Genomic DNA, 17,951 nt, shown 5'->3' with positions numbered 1-17,951 from the left:
GGAGCGTCCGGAGACCGCCGCCGGGCCTCGGCCGAGCAGCTCCTACCGGCCGGCCTTCTCGAAGGTGCCCAGCCCGTTGGCGTCCAGGTACTCCACCCGCATGCGGCCGTCGGTGAAGGTCACGTCGGTGCGGCCGACCGCGTTCTCTCCGGCGGTCTCGAAGCTGAAGGTGCTGCCGCTGTAGTGGGTGAGCGGGTAGTCCTGCGGCTTCGGCCCCAGGCGCAGGACCAGTCCGCCGCCGGACGTGGCGGTCACGGTGGCGCGGCCGTAGTAGGGGTTGGTGTAGGTGCCGGTGTACGCGCTGTCGGCGCGGGCCGGCTCCGGGTCGGCGGGCGGTGCGGCGTAGTCCGTCTCGGAGCTGCCCTCGCCGAGCTGCTCCTCGTAGGACTTGGCCACCACCGGCAGCCAGTCGCGGCTGGGCTTGCCGTACTCGGCGGTGTCGAAGAAGTTCAGGGCGACGGTGTCGGGGAGGCCCGTGGGGGCGCCGTTGGTGAGTACCGCGATGGCGAGCTTCTCGGCAGGGACCAGCGTGACGTTGGTGTTGGCGCCGAGCGCGAAGGCACCGGAGTGGCTCAGGCGCAGCCGGCCGTGGTCGTCGTAGCGCACGTTCCAGCCCAGGCCGTAGTAGCCGGGCTGGGCGCCGGGCTCGGGGGGCGGCTGGCTGATGCTGTGCGGGACGTGGGTCTCGGCCAGGCCGTCGGCGTTGACGACCTGCTGCCCGTCGATCTTTCCGCCGTTCAGTTGGAGGCGGAGCCAGCGGGCCATGTCCCGGGCGTTGGAGCTGACGCCGCCGGCGGCCGTCTGCGCGTCGGCGTTGCGCACGTAACGCGGCTTCCAGGTGCCGTCCTCGGTCTTGACGTGGGTCAGGGCGCGGTCGGCCGCGTTCTGGTAGTCGCTGAAGCGGGAACTGGTGCGGGTCATCCCGGCGGGTTCGTACAGCAGGTCCTCGGAGAGCTGGTCCCACGGGACGCCCTTGGCCTTGGCGGCGGCCTCGGCGGCCGCGGTGAAGCCGAAGTTGGTGTACGCGTAGCTGGTGCGGAACGGGCTGAGGGGCTCGTAGCGCAGGTGGGACAGGATGTAGGACTGGTTGTACCCCAGGTCCTCCAGGAGGTCGCCCGAGTGGTCCGGCAGGCCCGAGCGGTGCGAGAGCAGGTCGGCCGCGGTGACGTGCGCGCTGACCCAGGGGTCCTTGAGGGTGACGCCCTTCAGCGGGGCGTCGAAGCCGTCGGCGCCGAGGGCCTGGGCCAGGACGGTGGTGGCCACCGGCTTGGAGACCGAGGCGAGCTGGAAGACGGTGTCCGGGCCGACCCTCCCGCCCGGGGCCTCCGTGCTGCGGACACCGAACCCCTTGAGGTAGACGACCTTGTCGTCGTGGACCACGGCCACCGAGACGCCGGGCACGCCGGTGCGCCGCATGCCCTCCTGCACCTGTGCGTCGAGCGTGTCCAGGGCCCTCGCGACGTCGAAGCCGCCGGGGCTCGGCGAAGGTGTGGCGGCGACGGCCCCGGCCGCCAGGGCGAGCCCGGCGGCAACTGCGACTCCCCTGCGTGTGAGGTTGCGCGGCATGACTCCATTGAACGGCGGTTCCGCGCCGGGCGCCCGCGGAAGCTGCGGGCGCCCGGCCCGCCCCCCTTCCGAAGCACCGCGCCCGCCCGCTATTTCCCGGCCCCGCCGCGCATGGGCGGCGCCGGGCTGGAAAGGGGCCGGGCATGAACGAATACGGACGCCAAGGCAATCCCGACCCCGAGCCGGCGGCCACCCCCGGGCCGGCCGCGGGCGGCGGTGTGCAACCGGGGGAGACCCCGCCGGGCGAGTCGAGCACCGCCGGCGGCGCGGGGCCGTACCGGCCGCTCAAGCGCGGCTGGGCCGGCGGGCCGCTCACGATCATCGTGACGGTCGCCGTGCTCTGCGCCCTCTTCTTCCTCGCCTACGCAATCGTGGTCGCGCTCTGAGCCCCCGCCCGACCGCTCCCCGAGGGCGTGATCCCCGCGGGAATGGAACAGTGGAAGGGGTGCCGGAGGGATCGGAGGGCTGCAGAGGATGTCCACCAGCGGGGAGATCTTCGGGGCGCCGTGCTGGGTGAGCCTGGCCACCCGCGACCTCGCCTCCGCCGAGGCCTTCTACGGCGCGGCACTCGGCTGGACCTTCCGCCCCACCCGCCTCGGCGAGGAGTTCCGCGTGGCACTCCAGGGCGGGGTCCCTGTGGCCGGCATCGGGGCCGTGGCGCCGCGCCTCGGCATCCCGATGGCCTGGACGCCGTACTTCGCCGTCGAGGACGCCGACGTCACCGCCGCCCGGATCCGCGAGCGCGGCGCCACCACGGCCGTCGGGCCGCTGGCGTTCGCCACCGGTCGGGCTGCGCTCGCCGCCGACCGGGAGGGCGCGGCGTTCGGCTACTGGGAAGGCGAGGTGGTCTCCCAGTGGACGTCTGCGGAGGACGGGGCGGCCTGGGCGGAGCTGCGCTCGCGCGACCCGTTCGCGGCCGCCGTCTTCTACGGGGAGGTCCTGGACTGGGCGACCGGCCGGCCGGGATCCCTGGACGTCGCGTACGAGCACGACCACGTCGTCGTACGGCGCGGCACCATGACCGTGGCCCGGATCAGCGGGGGCGCGGTCGGCGGGGACCCGGACCCGCGGCTGCGCCCCCGCTGGTGCGTGCACTTCGCCGTGCCCGACCTGGACGAGGCGGCAGAGCGGGCGGTCCGGGCGGGCGGCAGTCCCGCCTCGCCCGTCGAGCAGACGCCGACCGACCGGCGGATGGTGCTGCGGGACAAGGCCGGCGCACTCTTCACGATCACCGAGGTCCGCGACCCGGGCGCCTGACGGCTCCGCGGGCCCTCACGCGGGGTGGCCCGCCCGCACGTGCCACACGTCGTGGAGCGTCAGCAGGTCCGGCAGCGGGTCGGGGTCGGGCGACTGCTCCACCGGATCCAGCAGGAACCCGACGTGGTCCCCGCCGTCCACGCGGGCGGTGATGCGGCCGACGAACCAGGCGCAGGCCCCGTCGAGCAGCGGCGTCCCATCCGCGGCGGGCCGCCACGCGACCCGGGCGAACTTGTCGACGCGGTCGCCGGTCTCGCCGCCGAACAGCTCGGCGAGCGGCAGCCCGCCGCGGTCCACGACGTGGACGGCAAGGCTCTCGGCCGCCCCCGCCACACGGAAGGTGTGGTTGAGGCGGGAGAGCCACACGACGAAGCGCGGCGGGCGGATGGAGCACTGCCCGGCAAACCCCACCAGGCATCCGGCCCGCTCCCCTCCCGCCTGCGCGGTGACGATACAGACGGTGTCGTCGAACAGATCGGTGAACCGGTCCAGGCCCGTGTCCGGCACACGCACCACCTCCCGCCCCCTCCCTACCCGCTGCCGCCGCATCGATCCCCGCCGGCCGAGAGGGCCGGGCGGCCACCCGCGGGCCGGGTCCGGAGCCCTTCCCGTACCGGTCGGGCAGCACGAGCTGCGCCACGACCGCCGCGAGCCCGGGATCCGGTCCGCCGACGCGCCGCGTACCCCCTGTCCCGCGGGCGCCTCAGTCGACCAGGACGCCCGGGTTGAGGATGCCCCGCGGGTCGAGCGCGGACTTCACGGCGCGCAGGGCCAGGCCGAAGGGCTCGGGGCGCTGGAGGTCGTAGCCGGGGCGGTGGTCGCGGCCGACGGCGTGGTGGTGGGTGATGGTGGCCCGGTGGCGGTGCAGGACCTCGTTCGCGACGGCCTTCAGGTCGTCCCACAGGGCCGCCTCGTCGCCCGGCCGGCCGGCGGCGAGGACGGTGAAGTAGGGGGCGGCGCCGTCCGGATACACATGCGTGAGACGGCAGTTGACCGTCGCCGGGTAGCCCGTCGCCTTGGCGGCGGCCGCGCCGACCTCGCTGCGCACCGCGTCGATCAGCGCGGGGATCCCGTCCCAGGTGGCGGCCGTCTCGAACGTCTCCGCGACGGCGCCCATGCGGGCCAGCCCGTCGCGCAGGTACGGCATCCGCAGGAACGCCGAGCGCCACGCGGCCACGGCGGCGTCGCCGCCCGTACTGTCGCCGCCGCCCCCGGCGCCGGGGCGGCCCCCGTGCGCGCGGGCCAGCGCGACGGCCCGGTCCAGCAGGCCGGCGACGGGCGCGTCCGCGGACTCGAAGCCGAGGACGAGCACGGCCGAGCCGTCGGCGCGGACACCGGACAGCGCTGCCTCCCCGGCGTCCAGCAGACGGCAGTTGGCCGGCCGGAGGTCGGACTGGGCGACGGCCCGCACGGCGTCGAGCGCGGCCCCGAAGCCGGTGAAGGCGAGCGACGCCGACGCCTTGTGCCGGGGGCGGGCCACGAGGCGGACCCACGCCTCCGTGATGACGCCGAGGGCCCCCTCCGAGCCGATGAACAGGCGGTCGGGGGAGGGGCCCGCCCCGGAGGCGGGCAGCCGCCAGGAGGCGTTCACCCCCGCCGGGGTGACGACGCGCAGCGACTGGACGGAGTCGTCGATGCGGGTGCGGCCGGTGGCGTAGTGGCCGCCCGCCCGGGTGGCGATCCACCCGCCGAGCGTGGAGAACTCGAAGCTCTGCGGGAAGTGCCGCAGCGTCAGGCCGTGCGGCCGCAGCTGCGCCTCCAGGGCCGGTCCGAGGGCGCCCGCCTCGATGCGGGCGGCCCGGCCGTGGGCGTCGACCTCCAGGACGCGGCCCATGCGGGTGAGGTCGAGGGAGAGCACCGCGTCGTGGGCGCCCCCGCGGTACTCGACGCCGCCGGTGACGGACGAGCCGCCGCCGTACGGGACGACGGCGGTCCCCCGGCTGCCCGCCCAGTCGAGGAGGTCGGCGACGTCCTGTTCGCCCGCCGGGCGGGCGACGAGGTCGGGGATGCGGCCGGGGCGCCCGCGCAGCGCCCGTACGACGTCCCGGTACGCCTTCCCCATCGCGTGGGCCGCCCGGACCGCGGGGTCCGCGGTGACCAGGTGGGCGAGGCTCGCGGGCGGCTCGGCGGCGGGGCCGCCGATGCGCAGGTCGCGGACGTGCGGCACGGGGAGCGGGCGGGGCAGGGTGCCGGGGAGCAGAGCGCCCATCGCGGCGCACTCGGCGTCGTCCGGATGGGCGTCCGCATATCCCCAGCCCCACCAGGAGCGGGGGCGGGACGTCGGCTGCGCGGTGGTGCCGGCCATGGTGTGCTCCGAGGTCGGATCCCGCCCGCGTTGGGGCGGGGGGCGGATGTGGCGGCTGGTGCTCGTACCGGTGCCACTGGTGCAGGAAGGGACGGGAGCGGGTCGCCGGAACGACCCCGCAGAGAACTTACCCAGAGGTAAATTACTAACTGTTAATATCTGCCCATGGCAACCCCCCGCTCCAAGGCCGGCACCAAGGGCGTCCCCCGCCGGGACCGCCAGCAGCAGATCCTGGCGGCCGCCACCAGGGAGTTCGGCACCCGCGGCTACGCCGCCGCCTCGCTCGCCGCGATCGCCGCGCAGGTCGGCGTCACCAAGACGCTGCTCCACCAGTACTTCGGCACGAAGGAGGCCCTGTACACCGCCTGCCTGACCCCGGTCGGGGAGCGCCTCCTGGGTGCCGTCACCACCGCCATGGGCTCCGGCGGGACCACCGGGGAGACCCCGCTGCGGGTCCTGAACGGCATCTTCACCGCCCTGGAAGGGCAGCGCGAGGCGTGGTTCGTGCTGTACGACACCACCCTGCCGCCCGGGGGCGGGGCCGCCGCCCGCGCCGCCGAATACCGGGCGGAGATCGACCGGCTCGCCGCCGGCGGAACCGCCGACCTGCTGCGCCGCTCCGGCTCCGCCGACCCCCTGGACGCCGACGCCCTCACCTACGTCTGGCGGGACATGGTCGCCACCCTCGTCCGCTGGTGGACCAAGCACCCCGAGCAGTCGCCGGAGGCCATGACACAGCGCTGCGCCCGCCTCTTCGCGGCCGCCGCCGCGCTCACGCCCGCGCCCGGGACCGGCACCGGGACCGGGACCGGGATCGGCGCCGGGACCGGCTGAACGACCCCGCCGCGGTACCCGATCGGGGCAGCCCGTCGGCCACCCTTCGGCCGGATCCGCCCGTTGTGCGGGGCCGCCGGCACGGGAAGACTGGGGCTCCCGGCACAGCCGAGCGGCTCCGGGCCGCCGTACGACGCCCCCAGGAGAGCGCATGGACACGGCCGCCCCCCGGCCCGCCGCCCAGCACCCCGCCCGGCCCGCCCCCGGGGAGCCGGAACTCGACGCGGCCGTCGTCGGAGCCGGCTTCGCCGGCCTCTACCAGCTGTACCGGCTGCGCCGACTCGGCCTGCGCACCCGCGTCTTCGAGGCCTGCGGCGACATCGGCGGCACCTGGTACCGCAACCGCTACCCCGGCGCCCGCTGCGACATCGAGAGCGCGGCCTACTCGTACTCCTTCTCGCCCGAACTCGACCAGGAGTGGGAGTGGAGCGAGCGGTACGCCGCCCAGCCGGAGATCCTCCGCTACCTCCACCACGTCGCCGACCGCTTCGACCTCCGCCGGGACATCACCCTCGGCACCCGCGTCGACCGCGCCGTCTACGACGAGGCCCGCCACACCTGGCGGCTCACCACCGACACCGGCGAGGCGGTGACCGCCCGGTTCGTCGTCCTCGCCACCGGCTGCATGTCCGCCGTCAAGGAGCCGGACGTCCCCGGCGCCGACACCTTCGCCGGCCGCACCCTCCACACCGCCGACTGGCCGCACGAGGGCGCCGACCTCGCCGGCCGCCGCGTCGCCGTCATCGGCACCGGCTGCTCCGCCGTGCAGCTCATCCCGGTCCTGGCCGAACAGGCCGCCGCCCTCACCGTCTTCCAGCGCACCCCGGTCTACGCCCTGCCCGCCCACAACCGGCCCCTGACCGCCGCCGAGACCGCCGAGCTGAAGGCCCGCTACCCCGCGTACCGGGCCGCCCAGCGCCGCTCCCGCGGCGGCACCCTCGTCGAACCGCCCACCGGATCCGCCCTCAAGGCCGACGAGGCCGAGCGCACGGCCGCCTACGAGGCCGGCTGGAACTCGGGCCTCCTCAGCGGCCTGCTGCGCACCTACACGGACATCCTCACCGACCGCGCGGCCAACGAGACCGCCGCCGAGCACATCCGCGCCAAGATCCGCGCGATCGTCGCCGACCCGGCGACCGCCGAGGCGCTCTCCCCGCGCACCTACCCCTTCGGCACCAAGCGCCCCTGCCTCGACAGCGGGTACTACGCCGCCTACAACCGGCCCCACGTGCGACTCGTGGACCTCGCCCGGACACCCCTCACCCGGATCACCCCCGGAGGGATCAGGACCGCGGAGGGCGAGCACCCCGCCGACGCCATCGTCTTCGCCACCGGCTTCGACGCACTGACCGGCTCCCAGCTCGCCGTGGACATCGTCGGCAAGGACGGCGTCACCCTCAGGGAGAAGTGGGCCGGCGGCCCCCGCAACCACCTGGGGCTGCTCTCCGCCGGCTTCCCCAACCTCTTCACCGTCCTCGGACCCCTCAGCCCCTCCGTCCTCAGCAACGCGGTCTTCTCCATCGAACAGCACGTCGAGTGGATCACCGACTGCATCGCCCACCTGCGCGGCGCAGGCCTCACCGAGATCGACGCCACCCCCGAGGCCGAGGACCGCTGGTGCGCGCACGTCGCCGAGACGGCCGCCGCGACCCTCTACCCGGACACCGCCTCCTGGTACACCGGCGCGAACGTACCGGGCAAGCCGCGGGTGTTCCTCGCGTACGCGGGCGGCGCCGACCGCTACCGGGAGGCGTGCGAGGCCTCCGCGCGGGACGGCTACCGCGGCTTCGCGCTCTCCGCCGCGGCCCCGCGCTGAGCACGGGGCGCACCCGGCGCGGGTGCGCGCCGCTGGACGGGTGAAACGCGCGCCCCTCGGCACGCCCCGCGCCCCGGCCCGGGGCCGACGGCAAAACCCGAGCTCGCGGCCGGTGCGGCGGGCTCTCGTACGCTCCTGCGGCGGGCACGCCGGCCCACCCGGGCACCCCGCGCACGGCACTAGCCTGGCCGACGCCCGCCCTGCCCCGCCCCGTCCGCCCGGCGTGCGCGCGGGCGATCGGCGCGTCGCGCCCGGCCCACCCAGGAGGACCCACCGTGACCCCCACCGCGACACCGGTACTGACGCACAAGCTCCGGCACATGTTCGCCCTGCTGGACACGGACCGGGACGGCTACCTCACCGCCGCCGACCTGCCCGCCGCCGCGGACCGCATGGCCGCCGTGCTGCCCGCCGGGCAGGAGAAGGCCGAACGGCTGCGCGCCGCCCTGGGCCGGATCTGGGAGGCGCACCTGCGCCACATGGACGGCGACGGCACGGGCCGGCTCGGCCGCGCCGCGTACGAGCGCGGCGTCCGCACGGCCGTTGCCACCGCCCCCGCCGCCTTCCTCACCGCGGTCCACGAGGCGGCGGCCGCCTGGCTCGCCCTCTGCGACGCCGACGGCGACGGCAGGATCGTCCTCGACGAGTACCTCCGCATGGGCGAGGCCCTCGGCGGGATCGCCCGCGAGGACATGGAGGACGCCTTCGGGCGGCTCGACCGCAGCGGGGACGGCGGCCTGGACCCCGTCGACGTCCACGCCGCCGTCATCGAGTTCTTCACCAGCGACGACCCCGAGGCCGCCGGGAACTGGCTGTACGGCCCGCTGTGAGGACCGGCGCCGGAATCAGGCCGTCCGGTGCGCTGTGAGCAGCAGGAACTCCCACTCCATCACGCCGTCGCGGGTGTGCTCCTCGGCAAGCGCGTCCAGTTCGCGGTCCAGGGCCGCCGCACGGTCGGAGTCCTCGCCCAGCGACCGGTAGACGGCGATGGTCGGGCCGTAGCAGGTCTTGAAGAAGGTGCGGAACGAGCCCGGTTCGGGGAAGGCGTCGACGCGGACCACGAGGCGCTGGGCCTCCACGTCCGTGACGCGGTCCCCGAGCAGCTCGTACACGTGCTCCTCGTCGCCCCACAGCGGAGGCGGCGACGCCCCGGGCGGCGGAGGCGGCGCATACGGCTTCATCACCGCGAACATGCGGCCGATGAAACCCTGCGGCGTCCAGTTGGACATGCCGATCGTGCCGCCGGGGCGGCACACCCGGACCATCTCGTCGGCCGCCGCCTGGTGGTGCGGCGCGAACATGATGCCGAAGCAGGACATGGCGACGTCGAACTCGCCGTCGGCGAAGGGCAGGTGCTCGGCGTCCGCCTCCCGCCAGTCCAGGCGCACCCCGCGCACGGCGGCCACCTGCCTGCCGATCTCCAGGAGTTCGGGCGTCAGGTCGCAGGCCACCACGTCCGCGCCGGCGAGGGCGGCCGGGATCGCCGCGTTGCCGGCGCCCGCCGCGATGTCCAGGACGCTGTCCCCGCGCTGTACGCCGCACTCCCTGACGAGTTGGGCGCCGGCCTCCGGAATCACGTGCGAGGCGACGGAAGGGTAGTCGCCCATGGCCCACATGGCCCGGTGGCGGGCCTTCAGCGCGCGATCGGCCGCGACCGCGTCGGTCGCCTCGGACATAAGACCGCCTCCAGGGCTCGGGGCCGCCCCCCTCCCGAGCATAGGCGGCCCCGCTCACGGCCGCCGTCCGAGCCGGACCACCGCCGGCCCCCCTATTCGCCGACGGCGACGTACCGGGTCACCTCGCCGTCGTACTCCGTCGTGCCCGCATGCCCGGGGCGGATGTCCAGGGCCACCCCGGCGCCCTCGAAGACCTCCTTCAGGCGCTGCCGCAGCGGCTCGCCGATGTAGTTGTGGTGCAGGTCGAGGCTCTTGAGGCGGGCCGGCGGCCGGCCCGCCAGCAGGGCGCGCGCCCCCTCGTCCGTGAGGACGCCCAGGGACAGGTCGAGGTGTTCCAGCCGCGCGACCACCGGCGCGGCCGCGGCCGCGGCGGCGATCTCGTCCTGGATGTCGCTGTTGCGCAGCCCCAGGCGGCGCAGGCGCGGCAGCAGCGACCCATCGAAGACAGGCGACAGGTCCCCGATCTCGCAGTCACCGCCGAACCAGCTCGTCCCGAGCCACAGCTCCAGGTGCTCCAGGGCGGGCAGGCCGCTGCCGGCGATACCGCGCACGGCCGCCGCGGGCATTCCGCCGGTCTGGACGACCAGGGACCGCAGCCGGCGGTGCGTGAGCGCCCGGAACTCCAGACCGCTGCCGCCCCGTACGCCGAGCTCCTCCAGCGCCGGAAGCCCCTCCAACAGCCTGCCGGCGTCGCCCTGGTGGATGGCGGAGATCTCCAGCTCACGGTTGTCCATGTCGCCCAGGAACACCGCCCGCAGGGCGGGGAACTGCTCACGGGCCTCCACAATCGCGGCGTTGACCTCGTCCGGGCCGACCTCGACCGTGTCCCGCCTGCAGCCGACGACGAGGGACCGCACCCGGGCCGTGTCCACGGCCGCCCGGAACCGGGCGAAGACCTCCGGCCAGGTCTCCCGCACCTCCCGGGGGTCGGCGGAGATCCGCCACGCCACGGCGTCCGGCTCGGGCAGCGCCGCCGCGTCCCCCTCCGGCCCGACGGGGAAGTCGTGTACGGGAAGCCCGTACCACTCCGTCAGACGCCCCGGATATCCCATGGTCCTTCTCCCGCCCGCTGGTCCGTGCACCCGGCCGATACCGGTGCGGAGCCGTTGTAGCAGGCGGCACCGACAGCCGCCGGACGGCCGGTGTCAGTGGCATGCGTCACAGTGGAGAGGATGCCGATCCGCTGGAAGAGGTGGACCCCATGGGGTACGCGATCCAGGCCGAGGGCCTGGCCAAACGGTTCAAGGAGACCCGCGCGCTCGACGGGGTCGACCTGGCGGTGCCGGAGGGCACCGTCCTGGGGCTGCTCGGGCCCAACGGGGCGGGCAAGACGACCGCTGTGCGGATCTTCGCCACCCTGCTGCGCCCGGACGCCGGCCGGGCCGAGGTCGGCGGGCACGACGTGGTGCGGCAGGCGGGCCTGGTCCGCTCGCTGATCGGCCTGACCGGGCAGTACGCCGCCGTCGACGAGAACATGACCGGCACGGAGAACCTGGTGATGATCGGCCGGCTCCTGGGCCTGCCGCGCCGCTCCGCGCGGACCCGCGCGGCCGGGCTGCTGGAGGACTTCCGCCTCGGCGACGCGGCCGGGCGGGCCGTGAAGACGTACTCGGGCGGCATGCGCCGCCGCCTGGACCTCGCGGCCAGCCTCGTCGGCCGGCCGCAGATCCTCTTCCTCGACGAGCCGACCACCGGGCTCGACCCGCACAGCCGCGGCGAGGTCTGGGACATGGTCCGCGAGCTGGTGGCCGAGGGCATGACCGTCCTGCTGACGACGCAGTACCTGGACGAGGCCGACCGGCTCGCCGACAGTATCGTCGTCGTCGACAAGGGCAAGGTCATCGCCGACGGCACCCCCGACCAGCTGAAGTCCCAGGTCGGCGGCCAGGTGCTGCACCTGCGCCCGCTCCGCGCCGACGACCTCGCGCCGGCGTGCGCGCTCGTCGCGGAGGAGGCCGGGCCCCAGACCAAGATCGAGGACGAGGTCATCACGGCCCCCGTCGGCGACCCGGCCCTGATGCCGCGCGTCGTGCGCCGCCTCGACCAGGCCGGCATGGCCGTCGCGGAGCTCACCCTGCGCCGCTCCTCCCTCGACGAGGTGTTCCTGGCCCTCACCGGCCACCGCGCCCGCCCGGAGGCCCCGCCGCCCGACGCGGACGACCACGACCACGACGCGTACGCGCCCGCGGGGAGCCCCTCATGACCAGCGCCGCCGTCACCGGCGCCCTCGGCCCCTCCGGCACCCGGGTGCGGCCGCTCGCCGCCCTCCAGCAGACCGCCACGATGGCGTGGCGCAGCCTCGTCTCCGTCAAGCACAACCCGCTCGAACTGGTCGACTACAGCATCACGCCGATCATGTTCGTGTTCCTGTTCACCTACGTCTTCGGCGGGCAGATGGCGGGCTCCCCGCAGGAGTACCTCCAGTACGCCCTCGCCGGGATCATCGTCCAGAACACGCTCTTCATGAGCATGTACACCGCCATGTCGCTGAACACCGACCTGACCAAGGGCGTCTTCGACCGGCTCCGCAGCCTGCCCATCGCCCGCTCCGCCCCGCTGTTCGGGCGCATAACCGCCGACCTGGCCAAGCAGCTGTGGGCGATGCTCCTGATGATCGGCCTGGGCACCCTGCTCGGCTTCCGGATGACCGGCGGCCTCGGCGGGCTCCTCGCCGCGACCGTGCTGCTCCTCGTCTTCGCGGCGGCCGTCTCCTGGACGGCGGTCCTGATCGGGATGCTCGCCGGGGACGCCGAGAAGGTGCAGGTGTACGCCTTCACCTTCATCTTCCCGCTCACCTTCACGAGCAGTGCGTTCGCCCGCGTCGACACCATGCCGGGCTGGCTCCAGGCCTGGGTGAACGTCAACCCCGTCACCCACCTCTCGGACGCCTTCCGCGGCCTCCTGCTCGGCACCCCGGCCGCCGGACCCGTCCTGTGGTCCCTGGCCTGGGCCGCTGCCATCACCGCCGTGTTCATGCCGCTGGCCATGCACGTGTACGGATCCCACAGCCGCTGATCGGCCCCCGGCATACTGGACCGGGACGGGGGAGACGGGGGAGGCGGGAACGTGTCAGACCGCGACGTGCCGGACTGGTCCGCGGCCGAGGCGGCGGCCCTCACGCGCAGGCTGATCGACCTCGACGTCGCCGAAGGGGCCCTTCGGTCCGCCGGACCGGCGCTGGACGCCGTGCGCGGCCTCGGCCCCCGCCCGCCGTCACGGGACCGGGCGCGCCGTGCCGCGTACGCCGAACTGCTCCAGGTCGCCGCCTGGATCACCTTCGACGCCGAACGGCACCACACGTCGCAGCGCCTGCACCTGCGCGCCCTGGAAGCCGCCGGCGGCGGGCCCGACGGCCCCCTCCCGGTCGAACCGCTCATCCTCGCGGTGCTCAGCATGCAGGAGGAGCACCTCGGCCGGCCCGACCGCTCGCTGCGGATCGCCTCCGCCGTCCTGGCCCGCCCCGACCTGCCCGGGCGCGTCGCGGCCGTCTTCCACGTCCGGGCCGGGCGTGCCTTCGCCCGCCTCGGCCGGGGCCCGGAGGCCACGCGGTCGCTGCGCACCGCGTCCGACCTGCTCGCCGACCCGCCCGGCCGCCGCGACCCCGCCTGGGCGTGGTGGATGGATGGCCGCGAACTCGACGGCCACCGCGGCCTGGCCGCGGCCGCCCTGGGCCGCCGGGACCGCGCCGCAGAACTGCTCCACCGCGCCGTCCACGGCGCCGGCGGCGGCCCCGCCTACCGGGTCCTCTTCGCCGCCGAACTCGCGCGGGTCCTCGCCGAGGCGGCCGACTGGCGCGAGGCCGACCGCGCCCTGGCCGCCCTGCCGGACACGGTGGCGACCGTCGGCTCCGTACGGGCGCTGCGCGCCATGGCCCGGGCCGCACGCGTCGTGCGGCAGAGCCCCTCGGCCCCGCGCCGCCACCGCACCACGGCCCGCGACCTCACAGCCCTCCTCCACGCCGCCCGCACCGCGCCCGAACCCACGGCTGAAGCCGCCGGCCGGCCGGCCCGGGACATCAGACGTGCAGCTCCCGCGGGAAACCGGTCCAGCGGAGTGCGGCGGGGAGATGGCCGGCGCCGTTGAACACGACCACCGAGGCAGGCCGACCGGGCACGCAGCGGATGACGGCCGGCGCGGCATGGGCGTGGTCGATGCCGGGCGTGGCGGTGTCAGCGGTCGTCGGGGCGGTCGGGTGTGTCGTGGTCTTCCTCCGGGACCGCCTCGCCGGGGCGGCGGCCCAGTTCCTCCGGGGTCTTGCCCGCCGCCCTGCCCGAGGCCGGGCGCGAGCGGTCCTGGCCCTTGCGGGGGCGGTCCTGCTCCTCGCCCCCGCTGCCGGATCCGCGGCGCGTGTCCTTCGTTCCGTCCATGGCGACGGCTCCCGTCTCTCGTACCGTGCCGTGCCGGCGCACGGCGTGCGCCCACCCTCACACGGGCGGTGCCGACCGGCATCTTTTCGATCACCGACGGTGACCGGCGCCGCCCGCTCCCACCGCCCCGGGGTGTGCGGCCGGGCCCGCCGGGTAGGGGCGGCGGGAAGGAGACGCACGCCATGGGCCCTGCCGACCTGAGCACCTGGCTTCTGACCGCAGCCGAGCGCGGCAATCCGGACACCGGCCTCGACCGGCGCCACCCCGGCGGGGTCGCCTGGTCGCGGGGGAACGAGGCGCGGCCCGTGGTCCACGGAGCCGCCTACTTCGCGGAGCTGCTGGAGCGGATCGGCGCCATGCGCGCCGGAGACCTGCTGCTCTTCACCGACTGGCGCGGAGACCCGGACGAACGGCTCGCACCGCACCGCACCCCGGACGGCCGCACCCACGACGGCGACCGCGCCGGCAGCGGGATCGGCGCCGTGCTGTGCCGGGCCGCCGAACGCGGCGTCGTCGTCAAGGGCCTGGTGTGGCGCTCGTACCTGGACCGCTTCCGGTTCAGCGAGACGCAGAACCGCCACCTCGGCAAGGAGATCCAGGAAGCCGGAGGGGAATGCCTCCTGGACATGCGGGTCCGCCCGGGCGGCTGTCACCACCAGAAGCTCCTCGTGCTGCGCCACCCCGGCCGCCCGCAACTCGACATCGCGTACGCCGGCGGCATCGACCTGTGCCGCAGCCGCAACGACGACGCCGCCCACGGCGGCGACCCCCAGGCCCTGCGCATGGCCGACGCCTACGGGGCGAACCCGCCGTGGCACGACGTACAGCTCGCGCTGCGCGGGCCGGTCGTCGGCGACCTGGAGGCCGTCTTCCGCGAGCGCTGGGAGGATCCGGCCCCCCTCAGCCGCAGCCCCCTCACCCGCCTGCGGGCCCGCGCGCACGGCGAGGACACGCACGCCGACCGCCTGCCGCCGCAGGCCCCCGACCCCGAACCGTGCGGCACCCACACCGTGCAGGTGCTGCGCACCTACCCCGACCGGCTGTTCGGCGGCTACCCCTTCGCCCGCGACGGCGAGCGCAGCATCGCCCGCGGCTACCTCAAGGCGGTCAGGCGGGCCCGCTCCCTGATCTACCTGGAGGACCAGTACCTGTGGTCGCCGCGCGTCGTCGACTGCTTCGCGCAGTCCCTGCGGGCCCACCCCGGGCCGCGGCTGACGGCCGTCATCCCCGCCGTCCCCGAACAGGACGGCCGCCTGACCCTGCCGATGCACCTCATCGGCCGCATCACCGCACTCGACGGGCTGCGCCGGGCCGGCGGGGACCGAGTCGCGGTGTACGCGCTGGAGAACCACGCCGGCACCCCCGTCTACGTCCATGCCAAGGTGTGCGTCATCGACGACGTGTGGGCGTCCATCGGCTCCGACAACATCAACCTCCGCTCCTGGACGCACGATTCGGAGCTCGGCTGCGCCGTCCTGGACGAGTCGGACGACGGCCGCCCGCCCGCCGATCCGGGCGGCCTCGGCGACGGAGCCCGGTCCTTCGCCCGCCGGCTGCGCTTGGAGCTCTCCTGCGAGCACCTCGACCTGGACCCCGCCGACGGCGGCGCCCTCTGCGACCCGGGGGCCGCCTTCGACGCGTTCGCCGCCTCGGCCGCCGCCCTCGAATCCTGGCACGCGGGCGGCTGCCGCGGCCCGCGCCCACCGGGGCGGCTCCGCCCTTACGTGCCACCGGAGTTGTCGTCTCCCGCCCGGATCATGGCGACACCCGCCCACCACCTGCTCGTCGACCCGGACGGCCGCCCCCTCCGGCTGCGCCGCCGCAACGCCTTCTGACCGGCCCTGTCTGCCCGGCCGCCGCCCGCCGGCCCCGCCCCGTGCGCGGTTCTCGCCGCGCAGGACCGCGGTGCTTCGCCTAGGTTGAGGGCCGGGGGAGTTCCCGACCCAAGGAGTTCGCTATGGCTGACAAGGGCAAGATGGAGCAGGCCAAGGGCAAGGCGAAGGAAGCCGCCGGAAAGGTCGCCGGCAACAAGCGCATGCAGGCCGAGGGCAAGATGGACCAGGTCCGGGGCGAGGCCAAGGAAGCCCGCGCCGATCTCGACGATCGCGCCCGCGAAGCGGGGGAGCAGATGCGCGGCAAGCACAGGAAGAAGTAGCCGCACCCCGACGCGCGGCCGCCCGCCCGCAGCGGTCCCGGTGCCCGGCACCGGCCCGCGGCGCGGCGGGCGCCGCCCGTCCCATGCGCAGTATGAGGTCAGCCCGCGGGCCGGTGCGGGGCGGCGAAGGGGCCGCCGGCTCCGAAGGCGTGCCGCGCGAAGCGCTCGCCGATGAGGCGGTGGGTCGCCGCGTCCGGGTGCAGGTTGTCAGGCAGCGGCAGCGCAGCCCCGTCGGCCGGGCCGTACAGGGCGAGGCCGTCCAGGTGGTGGAGGTGCGGGTCGTCCGCGGAGCGCTCGCGGACGATGCGCGCCAGCTCCTCCCGGACGACGGCCAGCGTCAGTTTCCCGGCGGGCACCTCGCGCGGGTCGCCGGCGGCCCGGAACGCGGGCCGCCCCGCGGCGAGGGAGGCCGCGTCGAGCGCGGTCGGGCCGGGGGTGTCCTCGTGTACGGGGCACAGGATCGGCGAGACGACCAGCAGCGGCACGTCGGGCCGGCCCTCGCGGACCGTGTCGAGGAACCCGTGCACGGCGGGCCCGAACGCCCGGCGGCGCATCAGGTCCAGGTTGACGACGTTGACGCCCACCTTGAGGCTGATCAGGTCCGCGGGGGTGTCCCGCAGGGCGCGCGCGGTGAACGGGTCGAGGAGCGCACTGCCGCCCAGGCCGAGGTTGACGAGGTCGGCGCCGCCGAGTGCGGCGGCGACGGCGGGCCACGTGCCGGTGGGGCTCGCGGCGGTGGATCCCTGGCTGATCGAGCTGCCGTGGTGCAGCCACACCGGCCGGCCGCGGTCCGGCAGCGGCTCGACGGGGGCGTCGGTGCGCAGGGCGACGAGCTCGGTCGTCTCGTCGTGCGGCAGCCATATCTCCACGTCCTTGGCGGCGCCCGGCAGGCCGGTGAAGCGGACGGTCGCGGGCGGTCCGGGCCGCAGCTCGCTGCTCCAGTCGGCCGGGTCGACGACGAGGGTGTTGCCGCCGCGTGCGGTGCCCTGCGCGGTGAGCCGGCCGTCGACCAGCAGGTCGTAGACGCCGTCCGGGCGGGGCACGCCGGCGTGGACCCGCTTCGTCGGCAGGGTGTCGAGCTCCACGGCCGTGGCCCGGGTGCGGAAGGCGAGGCGCACGCCCGAGGGCTGGGACTCGGCCATGGCGAGCTGCCCGTCGGAGCACTGGGCGCGGGCCGCCGCCGGCAGCCGGTGCGGCAGCAGCCCGTGCCGGGTGCGCTCCAGTGCGGCGGCGCCGCGCACGAGGGCGGCGGTGATCGGGGTGGCCGCCGTCCGGGCGGGGGCGGGGCCCCCTCCGGATGCGGGGCGGTGTGCGGGGCTCACGGGCGGACTCCAGGGGGTGCGTACAGCGGGGCATGTGGGGCGCGGCGCGCCGGCCGGGGGGTCAGCGGGCCGGCGGCCAGGTGCGCAGCAGGTGGTCGAGGGCGTCGACGATGCGCTCCCAGCTCTCCTGGCTGTCGGGGGCGCTGTGGGGGAAGCCGCCGGCGTTCTCCAGGTCGACGTAGCCGTGGAAGAGGCTGCCGAGCATGCGGACGGCGTGCGTCTGCTCCGGCTCGGCCAGGCCGTAGCCGCGCAGCACGGCCCGGGTCAGCCGGGCGTGGCGTACGCCGGCACTGGCCAGGGCGGTGTCGGCGTCCAGGGGGAAGCGGGTCGCCGCGTAGCGGCCGGGGTGGCGGCGGGCGTACGTGCGGAAGACCTCGGCGTAGGCGGCGAGCGCGTCCCGGCCGGACCGGCCGGCCACGGCGTCCGCGGCCAGGTCGGCCAGCTCCTCCAGGCCCAGCAGGGCGATCCGGGTCTTGAGGTCCCGGGAGTTCCGCACATGCGCGTACAGGCTCGCCACCTTGACGTCGAAGCGGCGGGCGAGTTCCGACAGGGTCACCCGGTCGAAGCCGATCTCGTCGGCCAGCTCCGCTCCCGCCTGCGCCAGCCGCTCCGCCGTCAGTCCGGCCCGCCCCGCCATCGCGTCTCCCTCCGCC

The 17,951-nt window shown here is 75.6% G+C and carries 18 protein-coding genes and 1 pseudogene; 10 read left to right on the top strand and 9 right to left on the bottom strand.

The window, feature by feature from the left end; genetic code table 11:
* Positions 1-42 precede the first annotated feature (42 nt).
* Entirely contained in the window at positions 43-1,566 is a 1,524-nt protein-coding gene (locus tag MUK52_RS01275) for a serine hydrolase (RefSeq protein ID WP_284574228.1), read from the bottom strand.
* Between the two features lie 143 nt (positions 1,567-1,709).
* Between MUK52_RS01275 and MUK52_RS01270 the strand changes: the two genes are divergently transcribed.
* Both MUK52_RS01270 and MUK52_RS01265 read left to right on the top strand, forming a co-directional pair.
* Positions 1,710-1,952, top strand: coding sequence for a DUF6480 family protein (locus MUK52_RS01270; RefSeq protein ID WP_114055672.1), 243 nt, complete (start codon positions 1,710-1,712; stop codon positions 1,950-1,952).
* Positions 1,953-2,040: 88 nt separating this feature from the next.
* Positions 2,041-2,823, top strand: coding sequence for a VOC family protein (locus tag MUK52_RS01265; protein ID WP_114055673.1), 783 nt, complete (start codon positions 2,041-2,043; stop codon positions 2,821-2,823).
* 15 nt (positions 2,824-2,838) lie between these two features.
* Here MUK52_RS01265 and MUK52_RS01260 read toward each other — a convergent pair whose 3' ends face one another.
* Both MUK52_RS01260 and MUK52_RS01255 read right to left on the bottom strand, forming a co-directional pair.
* Positions 2,839-3,372 carry a flavin reductase family protein gene (locus MUK52_RS01260; RefSeq protein WP_502963530.1) on the bottom strand — a complete coding sequence of 178 codons (534 nt, stop codon included), beginning with the start codon at positions 3,370-3,372 and terminating at the stop codon, positions 2,839-2,841.
* 154 nt (positions 3,373-3,526) lie between these two features.
* On the bottom strand, positions 3,527-5,128 hold the full coding sequence (locus tag MUK52_RS01255; protein ID WP_284574224.1) for an FAD-binding oxidoreductase: 1,602 nt from the start codon (positions 5,126-5,128) through the stop codon (positions 3,527-3,529).
* Between the two features lie 165 nt (positions 5,129-5,293).
* Here MUK52_RS01255 and MUK52_RS01250 point away from each other — a divergent pair, with 165 nt between their 5' ends.
* From MUK52_RS01250 to MUK52_RS01240, 3 genes are all read left to right on the top strand, one after another.
* Positions 5,294-5,962, top strand: coding sequence for a TetR/AcrR family transcriptional regulator (locus MUK52_RS01250; RefSeq protein WP_284574223.1), 669 nt, complete (start codon positions 5,294-5,296; stop codon positions 5,960-5,962).
* A gap of 151 nt (positions 5,963-6,113) precedes the next feature.
* A complete protein-coding gene (locus MUK52_RS01245) occupies positions 6,114-7,778 on the top strand; it encodes a flavin-containing monooxygenase (protein ID WP_284574222.1) in 1,665 nt (554 codons plus the stop codon).
* A gap of 275 nt (positions 7,779-8,053) precedes the next feature.
* Positions 8,054-8,608, top strand: a complete 555-nt coding sequence (locus tag MUK52_RS01240; RefSeq protein WP_114055678.1) for an EF-hand domain-containing protein — start codon at positions 8,054-8,056, stop codon at positions 8,606-8,608.
* A 15-nt stretch (positions 8,609-8,623) separates the two neighbouring features.
* Here MUK52_RS01240 and MUK52_RS01235 read toward each other — a convergent pair whose 3' ends face one another.
* Both MUK52_RS01235 and MUK52_RS01230 read right to left on the bottom strand, forming a co-directional pair.
* Positions 8,624-9,454 (bottom strand): class I SAM-dependent methyltransferase, encoded by an 831-nt coding sequence (locus MUK52_RS01235; RefSeq protein ID WP_284574221.1) that lies wholly within the window; start codon positions 9,452-9,454, stop codon positions 8,624-8,626.
* A 92-nt stretch (positions 9,455-9,546) separates the two neighbouring features.
* Positions 9,547-10,506 (bottom strand): STM4015 family protein, encoded by a 960-nt coding sequence (locus tag MUK52_RS01230; RefSeq protein ID WP_284574219.1) that lies wholly within the window; start codon positions 10,504-10,506, stop codon positions 9,547-9,549.
* A 149-nt stretch (positions 10,507-10,655) separates the two neighbouring features.
* Between MUK52_RS01230 and MUK52_RS01225 the strand changes: the two genes are divergently transcribed.
* From MUK52_RS01225 to MUK52_RS01215, 3 genes are read left to right on the top strand one after another with little or no spacing between them, the layout of a single operon-like run.
* Positions 10,656-11,657 (top strand): ATP-binding cassette domain-containing protein, encoded by a 1,002-nt coding sequence (locus MUK52_RS01225; RefSeq protein ID WP_284574217.1) that lies wholly within the window; start codon positions 10,656-10,658, stop codon positions 11,655-11,657.
* On the top strand, positions 11,654-12,469 hold the full coding sequence (locus tag MUK52_RS01220) for an ABC transporter permease (RefSeq protein ID WP_114055682.1): 816 nt from the start codon (positions 11,654-11,656) through the stop codon (positions 12,467-12,469). The genes MUK52_RS01225 and MUK52_RS01220 overlap by 4 nt, the downstream gene beginning before the upstream one ends.
* Positions 12,470-12,520: 51 nt before the next feature.
* Positions 12,521-13,537 carry an NsdA family TPR-like regulatory protein gene (locus MUK52_RS01215; RefSeq protein ID WP_284574214.1) on the top strand — a complete coding sequence of 339 codons (1,017 nt, stop codon included), beginning with the start codon at positions 12,521-12,523 and terminating at the stop codon, positions 13,535-13,537.
* Here the strand turns inward: MUK52_RS01215 and MUK52_RS01210 are convergent.
* Together MUK52_RS01210 and MUK52_RS01205 are read right to left on the bottom strand one after the other, a co-directional pair.
* Positions 13,470-13,610: pseudogene (locus tag MUK52_RS01210) on the bottom strand (histidine phosphatase family protein); the annotation flags it as partial. The gene MUK52_RS01215 and the pseudogene MUK52_RS01210 overlap by 68 nt on opposite strands.
* A gap of 13 nt (positions 13,611-13,623) precedes the next feature.
* On the bottom strand, positions 13,624-13,821 hold the full coding sequence (locus tag MUK52_RS01205; protein ID WP_284581808.1) for a hypothetical protein: 198 nt from the start codon (positions 13,819-13,821) through the stop codon (positions 13,624-13,626).
* 182 nt (positions 13,822-14,003) lie between these two features.
* On the opposite strand from MUK52_RS01205, the gene MUK52_RS01200 reads away from it, so the two are divergent.
* Entirely contained in the window at positions 14,004-15,656 is a 1,653-nt protein-coding gene (locus MUK52_RS01200; RefSeq protein ID WP_284574213.1) for a phospholipase D family protein, read from the top strand.
* A 122-nt stretch (positions 15,657-15,778) separates the two neighbouring features.
* Complete coding sequence (locus MUK52_RS01195) at positions 15,779-15,976, top strand: CsbD family protein (protein WP_284574211.1); 198 nt, start codon at positions 15,779-15,781, stop codon at positions 15,974-15,976.
* 98 nt (positions 15,977-16,074) lie between these two features.
* Here MUK52_RS01195 and MUK52_RS01190 read toward each other — a convergent pair whose 3' ends face one another.
* Both MUK52_RS01190 and MUK52_RS01185 read right to left on the bottom strand, forming a co-directional pair.
* Complete coding sequence (locus MUK52_RS01190) at positions 16,075-17,298, bottom strand: GDSL-type esterase/lipase family protein (protein ID WP_114055687.1); 1,224 nt, start codon at positions 17,296-17,298, stop codon at positions 16,075-16,077.
* A gap of 61 nt (positions 17,299-17,359) precedes the next feature.
* Complete coding sequence (locus MUK52_RS01185; protein ID WP_284574208.1) at positions 17,360-17,935, bottom strand: TetR/AcrR family transcriptional regulator; 576 nt, start codon at positions 17,933-17,935, stop codon at positions 17,360-17,362.
* Positions 17,936-17,951 lie beyond the last annotated feature (16 nt).

The sequence above is a fragment of the Streptomyces sp. 2P-4 genome, assembly GCF_030167965.1.
Classification (GTDB): Bacteria; Actinomycetota; Actinomycetes; order Streptomycetales; family Streptomycetaceae; genus Streptomyces; species Streptomyces globosus_A.
Note: the sequence above shows the minus strand (reverse complement) of the source record. Positions and strands in the feature narration are given on the sequence as shown.